Source organism: Microbacterium sp. SYP-A9085, assembly GCF_009649635.1.
Lineage (GTDB): Bacteria > Actinomycetota > Actinomycetes > Actinomycetales > Microbacteriaceae > Microbacterium.
Genome location: NZ_WJII01000001.1, coordinates 59,325 through 76,377 on the forward strand (window position 1 = coordinate 59,325; position 17,053 = coordinate 76,377).

Consider the following 17,053-nt stretch of genomic DNA (forward strand, 5'->3'; position numbering starts at 1 on the left):
TTCTCTGCTACAGGTTGGAGGAGTCGAGCTTCGCGCGGAGCACGACACGGGCGAACAGGATGCCCACGGCCATCACGACGGTGAGGAACAGTCCGACCACGGCGGCCTGCTGCAGCGATCCCTGCTCGACGTAGTTCCAGGCCAGCACCGACAGCGGCCGGGACTTCGGTCCGGACAGGATGACGGCCTCGTTGACCTCGCGCGTCGCGAACACGAACAGGAGCGTCCACGCCGACAGGAGGGAGGGACGCAGCAGCGGGAACGTCACGGTGAACAGCATCCTCAGCTTGCTCGCCCCATTCATCCGCGCCGCCTCCTCGAGGGAGCGGTCGATCTGGATGAGACCGGCGCTCGCGAAGCGGGCCCCGTGCGGCATGTAGGCGCCGATCAGCGCTATCGTCACCACGAACACGGTGGCGTACACGGGGGTGCGCACGTACAGCCACAGCACGCCGGTGGCGAACACGATGCCGGGGACGGCGATCGGGAACGTCCCGAGGTAGTCGATGAGCGCGCCCAGGCGCCCCCGCTCGCGGACCACGACGTACGCCACGCCGAGCCCGATGAGCACGACCACTGTCGGCACGACGATGCCGAGCACCAGCGTGTTTCCGAACGCGGTGGCGACATCCGGCCGTGTCCAGACCTGGGTGATGCCGCTCAGCGACAGCTTGATGTTCCGCAGGTCGGTGATGGCGAACGGGGTGAGGCTCATCAGGATGAGGGTGAGGTAGGGCAGGACCGCGGCGAGCAGCGCGTACACCGCGAAGAAGGCCGCGGCCACCCAGCGGCCCACCGGCAGCGCGACCGCCCGGGGGCGGGTGGCTCGGGCGCTGAGCGTGACGTAACGGTTCGCGTTGCGCACGGACCGCCGGTACAGGTACACGCCGACGAGCGTGAACCAGAACAGGAGGGTGCCCAGCGCCGCGGCGGTGGGCGGATTCGACGGGAACACCGTCATCGCCCGGTAGACCTCGACGGCCAGCGGGGAGAACGACGTGTTCAGTCCCAGCACGGCGGGGATCACGAACACGCCGGTGGCGAGGACCGCCACGAAGAAGAACGACGCCACGATGGCGGGGCGCATCATCGGCAGCGTCACGCGCATGGCGGTGGCGAACGTGCCGCGCCCGTTCATGCTGCTGGCCTCCTCGAGCGAGGGGTCCATATTGCGCAGCGCGGAGGAGATGAACAGGTACGCGTAAGGGACGTAGAACAGCAGCATCACGAACACGACACCGGGCAGCGTCATGATGTTCACGAGGACGGTGTCGTCGTCCAGCCCCAGCATCCAGCGCAGGTTGACGTTGATGATGCCCGAGTTGGGCGCAGCCAGCAGCAGCCAGGCGAGCGCGCCCACGAACGGCGACAGGAACAGCGGCAGGATGAGGCCGAATTCCCAGAGGCGGCGCAGCGGGACGGCGACGCGCGTGAGGAACCACGCCGCGATGCCACCGAAGACGACGGACAGCGCCGCCGTGGCGATGGCCATGCCCAGTGTGCCCAGCAGCGACCCGTAGAAATCGCCGCTGAAGTACACGCGGAACACGGCGTCCCACGAGAAGTGGTTGTTCGGCAGTCCGGGCGCCTCGCTCTGCACCGCGCCGACGAACACCATGAGCACGGGCCCCGCCACCAGTCCCAGCAGCAGCAGGAGGATGACGATGGCCAGGGCGGATGGCGCGCGCAGCCGCGTGCGGCGGGCACCGCCCGGGGGCAGCGCGACGATTTCCGTCGCGCTGCCCCCGGGCTCACCCGGAGCGACGCCCGGTCGGTCCAGCAGTGTCATCCGTTGTACCCGAACACGCCGTTCCACTTCTTCAGGAAGTCGCCCTTCGCGTCGGATGCCTTCAGGAACGCGTCGTCGTTGATGAAGTCGAACCACACCTTGGCCGTGTCCGGTGCGGTGTACCAGTCCTGGCTCATGATGTCGCGCTCGTCCTTGACCTTGGAGTTCACGGGCGCGGTGCCGGTGATCTGGGTGTAGAGCTGGTTAGCTTCGACCGAGGTCGCCCACTCCATGAACAGCTTGGCGGCGTTCGGATGCGGTGCGCTCTTGACGATCGCGTCCGAGAAGTATCCGCCGACGGTCGGGGCGGGGTAGACGAACTGGATCGGCGCGCCCTGCGCGACGTAGGAGAACTCGAGCGAGTCGGTGATGCCGACGGCGATCGAGACCTCGCCCTGGACGAGGCTCTGCACGAGCGTCGCCGAGCTCTGGATGAGCGGCTTGTTCGCCGCCACCGCCTTCAGCGCGTCCCAGCCGTACGTGCCGGCGCCGTCGCCCTCGGACCAGCCGTAGTACAGCGCGGCGATCTGCTGCGAGGACTGCGGCATGTTCACGCCGACCTTGCCCTTGAACTTCGGGTCGGCAGCGGCCTTGAGCGGGTCGGCCTGGATCTTCGCGATGTCCTCGGCCGAGACCTTCGACGTGTTGTAGGCGATCGTCTGGAAGTACCCGTTCTGCAGCGGGTAGTAGTAGCCGGCCTTCGACTGCTCGGCCGGGTAGTTTCCGGCGTCGGCGGGCGTGTACTCGGTGATGTACCCGGCCGTGACCATCTTCTCCATCGACACGCGGTCGGCGATGCTGAAGATGTCGGCCTGCGCCTGTCCGGCCGCCTGCTCCTGCTGGAAGCGCTGCGCGAGCTCGCTGCCGGGCATGCGCAGGACGTTGACCGGGATGCCGTACTCGTCGGTGAACCCCTGGGTCCACTTCTGCAGTGAGGTCTCGTTCGCGTCGCCGTAGAACGTCAGCTCGCCCTCGGCCTTGGCGGCCGCGATCAGCGCGGCCATCGGGTCGGATCCGGTCTTCTGGTCGGTCGGGGCGGTGTCGGCGGCGCAGCCCGCGGCTGCCCACAGTACGGCGGCGCCCAGGGCGAGGGTCGCAACCTTGCGGAAGTTGTTCACAACAGCTCCTTTGCCATTCATCTCGGTGCTCGGGTGGTGAGTACGCTCCGCCAGGCGGATCCGGAGCGGGGGCCAGTGGAGAGTCCCTCTATTCCACGGATGTGGCGCGCGACGGGCAACGACCCGTCCCGCATAGGGGAACGTTCGGCATCGAATGGCGCGGCGGTCAGAACCCTTCCGGCAGTCGAGGCGCGTACGGCGCCTCCAGACGCGCAAGCTCGTCGTCCGACAGCGTCAGCTCCGTCGCGGCCAGCGCGTCCTCGAGATGACCGGGCCGGGTGGCGCCCACGATGGGCGCCGACACCGCGGGCTGCGCCATCACCCAGGCCAGAGCGACCTGCGCACGCGAGATCCCCCGCTCGGCGGCGATCTCGCCCACCGCCTGAACGACGGCCTGGTCGGCGGCCTCCTGCTGGTGGTAGAGCGTCTTGCCGTACTCGTCGGTCTCGGTCCGCGCCGTCTGCACGCCCCATTCGCGTGCCAGCCGGCCGCGTGCGAGCGGGCTCCACGGGATCACGCCGACGCCCTGATCCACGCACAGCGGATGCATCTCCCGCTCCTCCTCCCGCATCAGGAGGCTGTACTGGTCCTGCATCGAGACGAATCGCGTCCATCCGCCGAGGTCTGCCGCGTGCTGCAGTTTCGCGAACTCCCACGCGTACATCGAGGATGCGCCGAGGTACCGGACCTTGCCGGAGCGCACGACGTCGTCGAGGGCCTGCATGATCTCCTCCATCGGCACCTGCCGGTCCAGGCGATGGATCTGATAGAGGTCGATGTAGTCGGTGCCGAGTCGCCGCAGGGAGGCGTCGACCTGCGCGAGGATGGCCGCGCGCGAAAGCCCGCTGTCCTTGGGGCCCGGGCCCATCCGCATCGCGACCTTCGTCGCGATGACGACCTGGTCGCGGGAGGAGAACTCGCGCAGCAGGGTGCCGGTGATCTCCTCGCTGGAGCCCAGCGAGTACACGTTCGCGGTGTCGAACGTGGTGACACCGGCTTCGATGGCCCGGCGGAAGAAGGGCCGTGCCTGGTCGATGCCCATCGACCACTCGTGGCTTCCCGTGTGCGGGTCCCCGTAGCTCATGCAGCCGAGGATGATCTTCGAGATGCGCAGGCCGGAGCCGCCCAGTCGCGTGTAGTCCATGCGTCCACGATCCCACGGGCGCTGCGCAGACGGAAAACGTGGGGACGCCAACGGGGTTCCGCCCGCAGGCGGAACCCCGTTGTGAGTGTGCAGCTCAGATGGCGTTGACGTCCAGCGGGATGCCGGGGCCGAACGTGGTCGACACCGCGCCCTTCTGGATGTAGCGGCCCTTCGAGCTGGCCGGCTTCAGGCGCACGATCTCCTCGAGCGCCGTCTTCAGGTTCTCGTCGAGCTGCTCGGCCGTGAACGAGGCCTTGCCGACGATGAAGTGCACGTTGGCGTGCTTGTCGACGCGGAACTCGATCTTGCCGCCCTTGATCTCCTCCACGGCCTTGGCCGGGTTGGGGGTGACCGTGCCGGTCTTCGGGTTCGGCATCAGGCCGCGCGGGCCCAGCACCTTGCCGAGACGGCCGACCTGGCCCATGAGCTCGGGGGTTGCCACGGCCGAGTCGAAGTCGGTCCAGCCGGCGGCCACCTTCTCGATCAGCTCAGAGCCACCGACCTCGTCCGCACCGGCGGCGATGGCGGCCTCAGCGGCCGGGCCGGTCGCGAACACGATGACGCGCGCGGTCTTGCCGGTGCCGTGCGGGAGGATGACGGTGCCGCGCACCATCTGGTCCGCCTTGCGCGGGTCGACCGACAGCTTGAGGGCGACCTCGACGGTCGAGTCGAACTTCTTCGACCCGGTCTGCTTGGCGAGCGCCACAGCCTCGGTGGGGGTGAAGAAGGTGTCCGCCGCGATCTTGTCGGAAGCGGCGCGGTAAGCCTTGGACTTGGTAGCCATGTTCGTTCTCCCCTCAGCCCTCGACCGTGATGCCCATGGAACGCGCGGTGCCGGCGATGATCTTCGCCGCGGCCTCCAGGTCGTTCGCGTTGAGGTCGGGCTGCTTGGTCTCGGCGATCTGACGCACCTGCTCCTGCGTGAGCTTGCCGACCTTGTCGGTGTGCGGGGTCTTCGAACCCTTCGCCACGCCGGCGGCCTTCTTGATCAGCTCGGCGGCCGGGGGCGTCTTCAAGATGAAGGTGAAGCTGCGGTCCTCGTAGACGGTGATCTCCACGGGGATGACGTTGCCGCGCTGCGACTCCGTCGCGGCGTTGTACGCCTTGCAGAACTCCATGATGTTCACGCCATGCTGACCGAGCGCGGGCCCGATCGGCGGCGCCGGGTTTGCGGCGCCGGCCTTGATCTGAAGCTTGATCAGGCCGGTCACCTTCTTCTTCGGTGCCATTCCTGTTTCCTTTCAGCGAATCGGATGCCATGCGGCATCCGCTCTCCCGCAGGCCCGGCGGTTCCGGGGTGCGGTGTCTGTCAGACGCGTCTTGCGCGTCAGAGCATCTTGGTGACCTGGTCGAACGACAGCTCGACCGGGGTCTCCCGCTCGAACAGCGAGACGAGGACCGTGAGCTTGCCGCTCTCGGGCTTGATCTCGCTGATGGTGCCGGGAAGACCCGCGAACGAGCCCTCCTTGATCGTGATGGTCTCGCCGACCTCGAAGTCGACCTCGGCGGGGATGACGCGGGCGGAGGCCGGGGCGCCCTTCGCGGAGCCGCCCTTCGCGGTGGCGACCTCCTTGACCTCGACGAGCGACTTCAGCATCGTGAAGGCCTCCTCGAAGCGCAGCGGCGTCGGGTTGTGCGCGTTGCCGACGAACCCGGTCACGCCGGGTGTGTGGCGCACCACCGACCAGGTGTCCTCGTTGAGTTCCATGCGCACGAGCACGTAGCCCGGGATCCGGACGCGCGTGACCATCTTGCGCTGCCCGTTCTTGATCTCCACGACGTCCTCCATCGGGACCTCGACCTGGTAAATGTCCTCCTCCACCTCCAGCGTCGACTTGCGCTGTTCGATGTTGGCCTTCACCTTGCGCTCGAACCCGGCGTACGAGTGGATCACGTACCACTTGCCCGGCTGCGACCGCAGCTCGGTGCGAAACGCGTCGTACGGGTCCTCGTCCGCGGCGTCCTCGTCGACGGCGTCCTCGTCGAGGACGAGCCGGTCCTCGTCGCCGTTCACGTCGGGACCCTCGTAGGGGGTGACGTCGGCGGCGGCCTCGGCGGCGCGCTCTGCGGCCTCGTCGGCCGCGTCGTCGGTCAGGACCTCCGCCGCGGCCTCGGCCTCGGCGGTGGCGTCGATGTGCAGTGCGTCGTTCACGATCGCATCCGCCTCCGGATCTTCGATGTCGTATGTCTCTTCGTCCACGTCGCTCTCTTCGTCCTCGACGTGCAGCGCGCGGTGCTCCGCAGCCTCGACCGACCGCTCCTCGGCCTCGAGCACGCCGCCCTCCTGGGCCTCGTCGGCCTCGCTGGACTGCTCGGCGGCGGTGGCCCAATCGGCATCGTCGGGGAATCTGTCAGACACTTGGTTCTCTTCCGTTCGTATGGACCGGTGCGCGCGCGTCAGACGCGCGTCACGCTCCCGGTGAGCCGAACACCCACGCCGTCATCCAGGAGAACAGCACGTCCAACCCGTAGACGATCGCCATCACCACGACCACGAACACGATCGAGACGATCGTGTACCTGATCAGCTCCTGCCGGTTCGGGACGGCGACCTTGCGCATTTCGGCGAAGACCTGGCGGATGAAGATGGCGATGCGCTGGAAGAAGCCGGCCTTCTTCTCACGCGTCCGGTCGCTCGCGGCGACGATCTCGCCGTTCGGCTCGTCCTGGACCATCGACCCCACCTGAAATCGTCTTCTGTGAATCAGCATGCGCTGACGCGCAGGGCGGACAGGAATCGAACCTGCAACCTGCGGTTTTGGAGACCGCTGCTCTGCCAATTGAGCTACCGCCCTAGAGGCCGCACCGGCCCCGGGACGCCCGCACTCCTGCGCCGCGTCCGATGATCTGGGGAACGTGCCCCTTGCCCGCGGGCACAGCGAAAGAATGCAGACAAGACTGCTTCTCCAGTGTAGAGCATGCCCTCCGCGGTCGCGAACCGGGCGGGATGCCTGCGCTCAGTAGGGCTGGATGCCGTAGCGATCCGGCTCGGGGGCACGGGTGAACGCGCGGCCCGACACCGCGGTGGGCGTCACGCGCACGTAGTTGTACTTCAGCGTCGGGATCCACGGCGCGAGCCCCAGCGTGTCGGCGCGCGCCACGTCGGCGCTCGACTCCAGCCGGCTCGCCCGACCGCGCACGACGACGCTCCAGGCGTCGGTATCGGTGTGGTCGTCCACCTCGAAGAGCACACGATCGTCGACGGTGAGTTCGAACAGCTTGCTGCCCTCCGCGGTGCGGAACAGGATCGACTGCTCGTCCACGACGAAGTTGACCGGGAAGATGTCGATGGCGTCCCCGACCCTGGTCACGATGCGTCCGAGCTGCTGCCCGCCCAGACGCTCCCAGCACGCGCTCTCGTCGAGCGCGACCACGCCGCCCGTCTCGTCCATGCCCCCATCTTCGCACGCGGGACGCCGTCACGGGCGGCCCGGTGCGCGGCGTCGGCCGGGTCCGGCGACGCGCGGCTACGCCCCGATGCGGACCAGCTTCTTGTTCACGAACTCGTCGGCCGCCAGCAGCCCCAGCTCCCGCGAGGTGCCGCTGCGCTTGACCCCGCCGAACGGCAGCTCCGGGCTGTCGGCGAGGACGAGGTTCACGTACACCATGCCGGCCTGGATGGCATCGGCCACCCGCTGCGCCTGCGCGGCGTCGGTCGTGAACACGTACGAGCCCAGACCGAACGACGTGTCGTTCGCGAGCCGCACCGCGGCATCCTCGTCCGTCACCCGGTACACGACGGCGGCGGGGCCGAACAGCTCCTCGCGGTAGACGTCCATCTCCGGCGTGACGTCGGCCAGCACGGTCGGGGCGAAGAACGTGCCCTCCCGGGTGCCGCCGGCCAGCACCGTCGCGCCCTGCGCGACGGCCGTGTCGATCTGCTGCTGCAGCCGCGCCGCGGCCGCCTCCGACGACAGCGGCCCGAGGATGGTGTCCTCCGAGGTGGGGTCGGATGCCGCCACCGCGGCCATCGCCGCGGTGAACCGCGAGACGAAGTCGTCGTACAGGTCGTCGACGACGATGAAGCGCTTGGCGCCGTTGCAGGACTGGCCGTTGTTGTCCAGCCGCGCGTCCACGGCGGCCTGCACGGTGGCGTCCAGGTCGTCGGTGGACAGCAGGATGAACGGGTCGGATCCGCCGAGCTCCAGCGCGACCTTCTTCAGATGGCGTCCCGCGACCTCGGCGACGGCGGCGCCGGCGCGCTCGGAGCCGGTGACCGACACGCCCTGCACGCGCGGGTCGGCGATCGTCGCGGCGGCCTGCTCGTTCGTCAGGTACACGTTGACGTAGGCGCCGTCCGGAAGGCCGGCCTCCTCGTAGATGCGCTCCAGCAGCGCCGCGGACTCGGGGCACTGCGGGGCGTGCTTGAGCAGGATGGTGTTGCCCAGCACGAGGTTCGGCGCCGCGAATCGGGCCACCTGGTAGGCGGGGAAGTTCCACGGCATGATCCCCAGGAGCACGCCCAGCGGTGCACGGCGCACGACGGCGCTGCCCTCGCCGAGGATGTCGATCGGGCGGTCGGCGGTGACCTGCTCGGCGTGGTCGGCGTAGAACTCGATGATGTCGGCGGCGAAGTCGACCTCGCCGAGCGCGGCGGCGATCGGCTTGCCCATCTCGCGGACGATGATCGCGGCGAGTTCGTCGCGTCGCGCACGGTGCCCGTCGGCGATCCGCCGCACGACCGCCGCACGGTCGGCGACGGATGTGCGCGACCAGGTGCCGAACGCCGCCGCCGCGGCGGCGATGGCATCCTGGGCCTGCGCGTCGGTGAAAGTGTCGTAGGTGGCCACGGTCTGCCCGGTGGCGGGGTTGACGACGGCGTAGTCGGTCATCTCCGGTCCTCTTCTCAATCGACGGGGATCAGCGTGTACTTCGTGGACAGATATTCGTGGATGCCCTCGAGACCGCCCTCGCGGCCCATCCCGGACTGCTTGACGCCGCCGAAGGGAGCGGCCGCGTTCGAGACGACGCCCACGTTCAGACCCATCATGCCCGTCTCGAGCCGGTCGATCATCCGGTGCCCGCGCGCGAGGCTCTCCGTGAACACGTAGGAGACCAGGCCGAATTCGGTCGCGTTCGCGAGGCGGACGGCCTCGTCCTCGTCATGGAACGGGGCTATCGCCAGGACCGGGCCGAAGATCTCCTCGCGGAGGATGTCGGCTCCGGCCGGAACGTCGCTGATGACGGTGGGCTCGAAGAACGTGCCCTCGGACGCGACGGCCGCGCCGCCCGTGCGCACGGTGGCGCCGCGGGTCACGGCGTCGTCCACCAGTGCGCGTGCCTTGGCGACGGCATCCTCGTCGATGAGCGGGCCGATCGTGACGCCGTCGTCGGTGCCGCGGCCGATGGTCATCTCCTGCACGCGCGCGGTGACGCGGTCCGCGAACTCGGCCGCGATCGACTCGTGCACGATGAACCGGTTGGCGGCGGTGCACGCCTGCCCGATGTTGCGGAACTTCGCGATCATCGCGCCGTCGACGGCCTTGTCCAGGTCGGCGTCCTCGAACACGACGAACGGCGCGTTCCCGCCCAGCTCCATCGACACGCGCAGGATGCCGTCGGCGGCCTGGGCGATGAGCTTGCGGCCGACCTCGGTGGACCCGGTGAACGACAGCTTGCGCAGCCGCGGGTCGGCGATGATCGGGCCGGCGACCTTGCCGGACGTGGTGGTGGACACGACGTTGACAACACCGGCGGGCAGGCCCGCCTCCGCCAGCAGCGCGGCGAAGAACAGGGTCGTCAGCGGGGTGAGCGCGGCGGGCTTGACGACCACGGTGCAGCCGGCGGCCAGGGCCGGTGCGATCTTGCGCGTGGCCATCGCGAACGGGAAGTTCCACGGCGTGATGAAGAACGACGGACCGACCGGGCGCTGCGAGACGACCATGCGGCCCGTCCCCTCGGGGTTCAGCCCGTACCGGCCGTTGATGCGCACCGCCTCCTCGCTGAACCAGCGCAGGAACTCGGCTCCGTAGACGACCTCGCCGCGTGACTCGGCGAGGGGCTTGCCCATCTCCAGCGTCATCAGCAGCGCAAGGTCCTCCTTGTGCTGCTGGACCAGCTCGAACGCGCGGCGCAGGATATCGCTGCGCGTGCGCGGCGCGGTGGCCGCCCAGTCGTCCTGTGCCGCCACCGCGGCGTCCAGGGCACGGATGCCGTCGGCCGGTGAGCCGTCGGCGATCGAGCGGATGACGGCGTTCGTGCTGGGGTCGTGCACGTCGAACGTCGCGCCGCCCTCGGCATCCACCCATTCGCCGCCGATGAACAGACCGGTGGGGACGCGGTCCAGCAGTTCGGCTTCCTGTTGCGCGGTCATGTGCACTCCTTGGGGATCAGTCAGTGGGCGGCGAGCGCGGACGCGACCACGTCCAGGCCCTCGTTCAGCAGGTCATCGCCGATCGACAGCGGCGGCAGGAAGCGGATCACGTTGCCGTACGTGCCGCAGGTGAGGACGACGACGCCCTCGGCGATGCACTGCTTCGCTATCGCGGAGGTCAGCGCGGCATCCGGCTCCCCCGTCGTCGGGTCGACGAACTCGGCGGCGACCATGGCGCCGCGGCCGCGGACCTCCCCGACCCGCGGGTCGGCCGCCTGCAGCGCGTGCAGCCGCTCCTGCAGGATGACGCCGATAGCGCGGGCCCGCTCGATCAGTCCGTCGTTCTCGAACACCTCGATCGCGGCGACGGCGGCCGCGCACGCGACGGGGTTGCCGCCATACGTGCCGCCCAGGCCCCCCGCGTGCGCGGCGTCCATGATCTCGGCGCGACCGGTGACCGCCGCCAGCGGCAGGCCGCCGGCGATGCCCTTGGCGGTCGTGATCAGGTCGGGCACGATGCCGAACACCTCCGAGGCGAACATGGCGCCGGTGCGGGCGAACCCGGTCTGCACCTCGTCGGCGATGAACACCACATCATTCGCGTGGCACCAGTCCAAGAGGGCGGGCAGGAATCCGTCGGCCGGCACGATGAAGCCGCCCTCACCCTGGATCGGCTCGATGATGATGGCGGCGAGGTTCTCGGCGCCGATCTGCTTCGTCATCATCGCTATTGCCCGCTTCGCCGCCTCGGGCCCGGTGAGGCCGTCGTGGAAGGGGTACGACATCGGGGCGCGGTAGACCTCCGACGCGAACGGGCCGAACCCGCTCTTGTACGGCATCGCCTTCGCGGTCAGCGCCATTGTGAGGTTCGTGCGGCCGTGGTAGCCGTGGTCGAACGCGACGACGGCCTGCTTGCGCGTGTACTTGCGCGCGATCTTCACGGCGTTCTCGACGGCCTCGGCCCCGGAATTGAACAGGGCGCTCTTCTTTGCGAACGCGCCGGGTGTGATCCGGTTCAAGGCCTCGGCGACGGCCACGTACGACTCGTAGGGGGACACCATGAAGCACGTGTGCGTGAACTGCGCGACCTGCTGCTGGACGGCCTCGACGACCTTGGGGTGCGCGTTGCCGACGGAGGTGACGGCGATGCCGCTGCCGAGGTCGATCAGGGAGTTGCCGTCCGCGTCGAGGATCACGCCGCCGCCGGCGGCGACCGCGGCGATCGGGGCCGTGTGCCCGACGCCCGCCGCGACGGCGGCCGCCTTGCGCTCCAGCAGCTCCTGGGACCGGGGGCCGGGGATGGCGGTGACGAGGCGTCGCTCCTGGGGAAGGGAGGGTCCGCCGACGGGGGTGATGACAGCCGCGTTGCTCATACTCGCGAGCGTAGGCGCGCGAGCGCACGCGGTGCACTCGCCGTCGAGTACATTCTTCCCGCGCTGATGTACATTGCGTACAGGAAGGAGCGCCGATGGAGCAGACCGACACGACGACGGTGCGTGCCCTGCTGGGGCGGCGGGATCTGCATCTGCGACTCGCGCTGGACGAGGATGACCTGGACCCGGCGGCACTGCAGCGCGCGGTGCGGTGGGTGCACAGTTCGGACCTCGCCGATCCCACGCCGTTCCTGTCGGACGATCTCGTGCTGATGACGACCGGAACGCAGTTCCCGGACTCCGCGGATGCCGCCGTGTTCGAGGCGTACGTGCGCAGGCTCGGGGAGCGCGGCGTGTGCGCGCTCGGCTTCGGAACCGACGTGGTGCGCGCCGGCATCCCGGACCTGCTGGTGCAGGCGTGCCGGGCGCAGCGGATGCCGTTGTTCGAGGTGCCGTACCGGACGCCGTTCCTCGCGATAGCGCGGGCGCACGCGGAGGCGATAGCGGCGCAGGCGTATGCGCGGCGCAGCTGGGCGCTCGCCGCGCAGCGCGCGATAGCGCTCGCGGCGCTGCGCCCGGACGGGCTGACCGCGACGCTGGCCGAGCTGGCGCGTCAGCTGGATGCCTGGGTGGGGCTGTTCGATGCCGCCGGCGCCCTCGCCCGCGAGCATCCGGTGGGAGCATTGGACGCCGCGACGACCCGGGCGCTGGGCGACGAGGTCGCGACGGTGCTCGGCCGGGGCGCGCGCGCCGGGTCGGCGCTGCGGATCGGCGCAACGCGGTTCACGCTGCAGACGCTGGGACGCGGCGGGCATCTGCGCGGGGTCATAGCGATCGCGGCCGGCGACCTCGACCAGGAGGGGCGCGGCGTCGTGACGTCCGTCATCGCAATGGCGGGGCTGGCCCTCGAGCAGAACGAGGGGCTGGCGCGGGCCCGGTCGCTGCTGCGGGCGGGGACGCTGCAGTCGCTGCTGTCGGACGATCCGACCCTGGCCCGGCGGGTCGCGCGGGACATGTGGGGCGGGCTGCCGACGGCGCCGGTGCTGGTGGCGATGACGGATGCCGGTGGCGAAGCCGTCACGGAGTGGCTCGAGCTGCGCGCGCACGAGCGCCCCGGCCGGCTGTTCTTCGGCCGGGACGAGGAGGGCCTGGCGATCGTCGTGCCGGCGCGCCCGGAGTCGGCCGTGGAGGACCTCGCCGCACTCGCCGACCGGTTCGGGGTGCGGATCGGCGTGTCCGAGCCCGCGGGCTACGCGGAGTTCTCGCGGGCGGCGGGCCAGGCGGCCGTCGCGCTGCGACGCGGGGCGGGGCCGGTGTCGCGGTTCGCGGAGGTGGCCTCGTCGGGGGTGCTGTCGGCCCTGGACACCGAGGCGGGCCGCGCGCTGGCGCGCTCCGCGATAGCGCCGCTGGTGGAGCACGACCAGGCCGAGGGCACGACGCTGGTGGACGCCGTGCGGACGTGGCTGGAGCACGACGCCCGCATCGACGCGGCCGCCGATGCCCTCGGCATCCACCGCCACACCATGCGCGCGCGCATCGGCCTCGCCCAGCAGCTGCTGGGCGTGGACCTGGGCGGCTTCGCCGCCCGTGCCGAGCTGTGGGCGGCGCTGCGCACGCTCGGATGAGGTGAGGGCGGGCCTACCGGGGGCCCGAGAACGCCGTGATCGATCGATGCCGACATCGACCGTGGGCTCGAAAGCCCGAGTTCGAGCAGAACCCTGCGGATAGCAACCACCCGCGCGCCACGCGCTCCTTCTCCAGAGGGCCGTACCGAGTGCCCGCAACGGCTTTGACAAGACTGTGACCGATGACTAGTGTTCACTTGTGAACTAACATCCACCAGCGTGCAAGTGCCCGCACTCGTGCGACCGGCGAAGGAGTATACGCAGATGCCGCTTTTCCCCGGCGTGAAAGAAGGACGCGTCGCTGTCGACGACGTCGATGTGCCGTATTACGACAGCGGCACGATCGCGCACCATGCCGAGCCGGTGCTGCTTGTGCACGGCACCGCGGGCAACGCCGCGACGAGCTTTTCAACGATCTTTCCGCTGTTCGCCATGCAGCGTCGGGTGGTGGCCCTCGATCTGCAGGTGCCCCTCGGCGATGGGCCGGTCACCGTCGAGGGATATGCCCGGCAGGTCGTGGCCGTCGCGTCGGGTCTGGAAGGGGCGACCGGCGTCCACCTCGTGGGGCACTCGCTCGGCGCAGTGGTCGCTGCGGCCGCGGCCGCGGAGCTCGGGAGCCGCATCCTCACGGTGACGCTGGTCTCCGGATGGATGAAGACGAATCGGAGTCAGCTTCTACGCAACACGGCGTGGGACGCGCTCGCTCGCAGCGGGCTGCCACAGATCGCGGAGTTCACCGTCTTCACCGGCTACAGCCCCGGCTACCTCGATTCACTGCCGCAGGCCGACTTCGACGCATGGATCGAGCGAGCCCGCGGCATCTGGACCGACCCGGCACTCCCCCGGATCATGGACCTGAACCGCCGCGTCGACATCACAGCGTCCGTCAGCAGGATCACGGCGCCGTCGCTCGTGATCGCCTGCAAGCAGGATGTCATGGTGCCGCCACTGCACAGCAAGCAGCTGTTCGGAGCGATCGAGAACGCTCGGTACAGCGAGATCGACGGCGGCCACGCCATCGTGCAGGAACGCCCCGTCGAGCTCTACTTCATGATCGACGAGTTCATCAACGATGTGAACGCGACGTCCGCCGGAGAAGTGCTTCGCGCCGGGGAGACCGACATCCTGCGCGCACGGTGAGGCCCGCAGTGCCATCAAGGAAGAACAAGGAGAGCAGACAATGAGCCAAGAGACGAAGGACACGTCGCCGCGGAGTCTTCCCGAACCCACGCGTGTGGCGACGCTGATCGTCGGCAGCGGCTTCGCCGGCATTGCCATGGGTCGCCAGCTCCTCGTCGATGGCGACGACGACTTCCTCATCCTCGAACGCGCCTCTGGCATCGGCGGCACCTGGCGGGACAACATCTACCCGGGATGCGCGTGCGATGTCCCCTCGCACCTCTACTCGTATTCCTTCGCGCTGAACCCAGAGTGGTCTCGGGTGCATGCGACGCAACCGGAGATCCTGGCCTACATGGAGCGCGTGGCCGAAGAGTCCGGTGTCATCGGCCATGTCCGTCTGAACGCCGACGTCCTGGCGGCCGCATGGGATGACGACGCCGAGGAGTGGCTCGTCGACACCACACGCGGTCGTTTCGTCGCCCGCAACCTCATCACGGCATCGGGCCATCTGTCCGATCCGAAGCTGCCGGAGCTCGAAGGTCTCGCCACGTTCCGCGGCGAACTGTTCCACTCCGCGCGCTGGAATCCCGACGCCGACTTCAAGGGCAAGCGGATCGGCGTCGTGGGCACCGGCGCGTCCGCAGTGCAGATTGTGCCCGAGATCGCGAAGGTGGCGTCGCAGCTGACCGTCTTCCAGCGGTCCGCCCCGTGGATCCGGCCCCGGGCGGAACGCGAATACACGGTTGCCGAGCGCCGGATGTTCGCCCGCGCCCCGGAGACCCTCCTCCAAATCCGAGCCGATATGTACTGGGGGGCGGAAGCACTGTTCCTCGAGAAGCGACTCGATCTGTCGCTCATCGATACCGCAGAGCAGACGGCGCTCGCGCACCTGGCCGATCAGATCCACGATCCGGAGCTCCTCGAGAAGCTGACGCCGGACTATCGCTTCGGCTGCAAGCGCACCCTGAGAAGCAACGACTATTACCCCGCCTTCCTCCGCCCCAACGTTTCTCTGGTCACGGACGCAATCACGCGGGTGACGGAGGTGGGGTTGACCACCATGGACGGCTCGCTGCACGAGCTCGACGTCATCATCTTCGCGACCGGCTTCGAGGCTGCCGACATGCCTATCGCGCACCGAATCCGCGGGCGCGGCGGTGAGCTCCTCGCCGATCACTGGAGTGGTGGCGAGCAGGCACTGGCCGGGCTCAGCGTTCACGGGTTCCCCAACATGTTCGTCCTGAACGGACCGAACTCGAGCATCGTGGCCTCGATCATCTTCATGATCGAGTGTCAGGTCTCGTATGCATCCGGCGCCCTCCGATACGCCCGGGAACATGGCGTGCGGTGGATGGAAGCGACCCAGGAGGCGGAGGACGCGTTCGGCGCAGACATCGACCGGCGTGCCGAGTCGACTGTGTGGCTGAAGGGGGACTGCGACAACTGGTACGTGGACGAGCGCAGCGGCCGACTGACCGCGTTGTGGCCTGACTTCGCCCGGCGGTTTCTGATCGAGAATTCCCATTTCTCCCCGCACGGCTACGAGGTGTCCCACCGCTCCGTCGAACGGGTCTGACGCATGCGTATCATGGGCGCGGCGAGCCCGGGCGGGCCCGAGGTTCTGCGGCCGTTCGAGGCGCCTGAACCGCACGCCGGCCCGGGGGAGATCCGGGTCCGGGTACACTTCGCGAGCGTCAACCCGGCCGACCTCAGCGTCCGGTCGGGAGCGGGGCGGGGCGCGGGCATCATCGCCGAGAGGACGCCGCCGCAGATCCCGGGCATGGAGGCCGCCGGCATCGTGGACGAGGTCGGCCCGGGAGCAGATCGCTTCGCCGAGGGCGACGAGGCCATGGTGATCGTCCTGCCCAGCAGACCCGCCGGCGGTGCATACGCCGAGTTCGTCGCCGTACCCACCGCTTCTGCCGCCCACGTTCCGCGAGGCGTTCCCCTCTCCCGCGCGGCGACGATTCCAATGAACGGGCTGACCGCCTGGCGGGCGCTCGACCTCCTCGCGCTGGCTCCGGGCGAGAGCCTCCTGGTCACGGGGGCCGCCGGGGCTCTCGGCGGATACGTGCTGCAGTTGGCGCGCGACCGCGGCATCCTCCCGATCGCGGTGGCCGAAGACCGCGACGCCGGCCGGCTGCGGACCCTCGGCGCCCACGCGGTCATCGGACGCCACGATCTTCACGCTCGCCTGCGTGCTATCGCGCCGCGCGGTGTGGACGGGGTCATCGACGGCGCCGTGATGAATGAGCACGTCCTCCCGTTCGTGCGCGACGGCGGGGCGATGGCGTCGGTGCGCCGGTGGGACGCGACCGCGCCGCGCGGCATCCGCCTGCTCGAGGTCCGAGTTTCGGACTACGCACACCGCACCGATCTGCTTGATACGCTTCGCGGCCGTGCGGAGGATGGCCTGCTCGTTCCGTGCGAAGCCGAGGAGGTGCCGGCTGAGGACGCCGCAGACGCCCATCGCCGGATGGAGACCGGCGGTGTCCGGGGCAGGCTGGTGCTCGCGTTCTGATCCGCAGCGGCCTCACGGGCTCTCCCCCAGCTCGACCGCCGCCGGTAC

Annotated in this window: 15 protein-coding genes and 1 tRNA gene; 4 read left to right on the top strand and 12 right to left on the bottom strand. The window is 69.4% G+C overall.

Annotated features, from left to right (window positions below; genetic code table 11):
- Window positions 1–7: 7 nt before the first annotated feature.
- From GH740_RS00300 to gabT, 12 genes are all read right to left on the bottom strand, one after another.
- Window positions 8–1,789: an iron ABC transporter permease gene (locus GH740_RS00300; RefSeq protein ID WP_153744149.1), complete on the bottom strand. Its 1,782-nt coding sequence runs from the start codon at window positions 1,787–1,789 to the stop codon at window positions 8–10.
- The gene (locus tag GH740_RS00305; RefSeq protein ID WP_172978224.1) at window positions 1,786–2,907 is read right to left on the bottom strand and encodes an extracellular solute-binding protein; all 1,122 of its coding nucleotides are present in this window, start codon (window positions 2,905–2,907) and stop codon (window positions 1,786–1,788) included. The genes GH740_RS00300 and GH740_RS00305 overlap by 4 nt, the downstream gene beginning before the upstream one ends.
- 166 nt (window positions 2,908–3,073) lie before the next feature.
- Complete coding sequence (locus GH740_RS00310; RefSeq protein WP_153744151.1) at window positions 3,074–4,051, bottom strand: aldo/keto reductase; 978 nt, start codon at window positions 4,049–4,051, stop codon at window positions 3,074–3,076.
- Window positions 4,052–4,145: 94 nt separating this feature from the next.
- Window positions 4,146–4,835 carry a 50S ribosomal protein L1 gene (gene rplA / locus GH740_RS00315; RefSeq protein ID WP_153744152.1) on the bottom strand — a complete coding sequence of 230 codons (690 nt, stop codon included), beginning with the start codon at window positions 4,833–4,835 and terminating at the stop codon, window positions 4,146–4,148.
- A gap of 13 nt (window positions 4,836–4,848) precedes the next feature.
- Complete coding sequence (gene rplK, locus GH740_RS00320; protein ID WP_153744153.1) at window positions 4,849–5,280, bottom strand: 50S ribosomal protein L11; 432 nt, start codon at window positions 5,278–5,280, stop codon at window positions 4,849–4,851.
- A 98-nt stretch (window positions 5,281–5,378) separates the two neighbouring features.
- Window positions 5,379–6,410: a transcription termination/antitermination protein NusG gene (gene nusG / locus GH740_RS00325; RefSeq protein WP_367640095.1), complete on the bottom strand. Its 1,032-nt coding sequence runs from the start codon at window positions 6,408–6,410 to the stop codon at window positions 5,379–5,381.
- A gap of 49 nt (window positions 6,411–6,459) precedes the next feature.
- Entirely contained in the window at window positions 6,460–6,726 is a 267-nt protein-coding gene (gene secE, locus GH740_RS00330) for a preprotein translocase subunit SecE (protein WP_253941180.1), read from the bottom strand.
- Window positions 6,727–6,773: 47 nt separating this feature from the next.
- Window positions 6,774–6,846, bottom strand: a tRNA-Trp gene (locus GH740_RS00335).
- A 162-nt stretch (window positions 6,847–7,008) separates the two neighbouring features.
- The gene (locus GH740_RS00340; RefSeq protein ID WP_153744156.1) at window positions 7,009–7,443 is read right to left on the bottom strand and encodes a pyridoxamine 5'-phosphate oxidase family protein; all 435 of its coding nucleotides are present in this window, start codon (window positions 7,441–7,443) and stop codon (window positions 7,009–7,011) included.
- Window positions 7,444–7,518: 75 nt separating this feature from the next.
- Complete coding sequence (locus GH740_RS00345; RefSeq protein ID WP_153744157.1) at window positions 7,519–8,883, bottom strand: NAD-dependent succinate-semialdehyde dehydrogenase; 1,365 nt, start codon at window positions 8,881–8,883, stop codon at window positions 7,519–7,521.
- Between the two features lie 14 nt (window positions 8,884–8,897).
- Window positions 8,898–10,364 (bottom strand): NAD-dependent succinate-semialdehyde dehydrogenase, encoded by a 1,467-nt coding sequence (locus GH740_RS00350; protein ID WP_153744158.1) that lies wholly within the window; start codon window positions 10,362–10,364, stop codon window positions 8,898–8,900.
- A 20-nt stretch (window positions 10,365–10,384) separates the two neighbouring features.
- A complete protein-coding gene (gene gabT / locus GH740_RS00355) occupies window positions 10,385–11,737 on the bottom strand; it encodes a 4-aminobutyrate--2-oxoglutarate transaminase (protein WP_153744159.1) in 1,353 nt (450 codons plus the stop codon).
- Window positions 11,738–11,832: 95 nt separating this feature from the next.
- Between gabT and GH740_RS00360 the strand changes: the two genes are divergently transcribed.
- From GH740_RS00360 to GH740_RS00375, 4 genes are all read left to right on the top strand, one after another.
- Window positions 11,833–13,362 carry a PucR family transcriptional regulator ligand-binding domain-containing protein gene (locus tag GH740_RS00360; protein WP_153744160.1) on the top strand — a complete coding sequence of 510 codons (1,530 nt, stop codon included), beginning with the start codon at window positions 11,833–11,835 and terminating at the stop codon, window positions 13,360–13,362.
- 264 nt (window positions 13,363–13,626) lie between these two features.
- The gene (locus GH740_RS00365; RefSeq protein ID WP_153744161.1) at window positions 13,627–14,502 is read left to right on the top strand and encodes an alpha/beta fold hydrolase; all 876 of its coding nucleotides are present in this window, start codon (window positions 13,627–13,629) and stop codon (window positions 14,500–14,502) included.
- Between the two features lie 94 nt (window positions 14,503–14,596).
- Window positions 14,597–16,060: an NAD(P)/FAD-dependent oxidoreductase gene (locus GH740_RS00370; protein ID WP_216644870.1), complete on the top strand. Its 1,464-nt coding sequence runs from the start codon at window positions 14,597–14,599 to the stop codon at window positions 16,058–16,060.
- Between the two features lie 3 nt (window positions 16,061–16,063).
- Window positions 16,064–17,005, top strand: coding sequence for an NADP-dependent oxidoreductase (locus tag GH740_RS00375; protein WP_153744163.1), 942 nt, complete (start codon window positions 16,064–16,066; stop codon window positions 17,003–17,005).
- Window positions 17,006–17,053 lie beyond the last annotated feature (48 nt).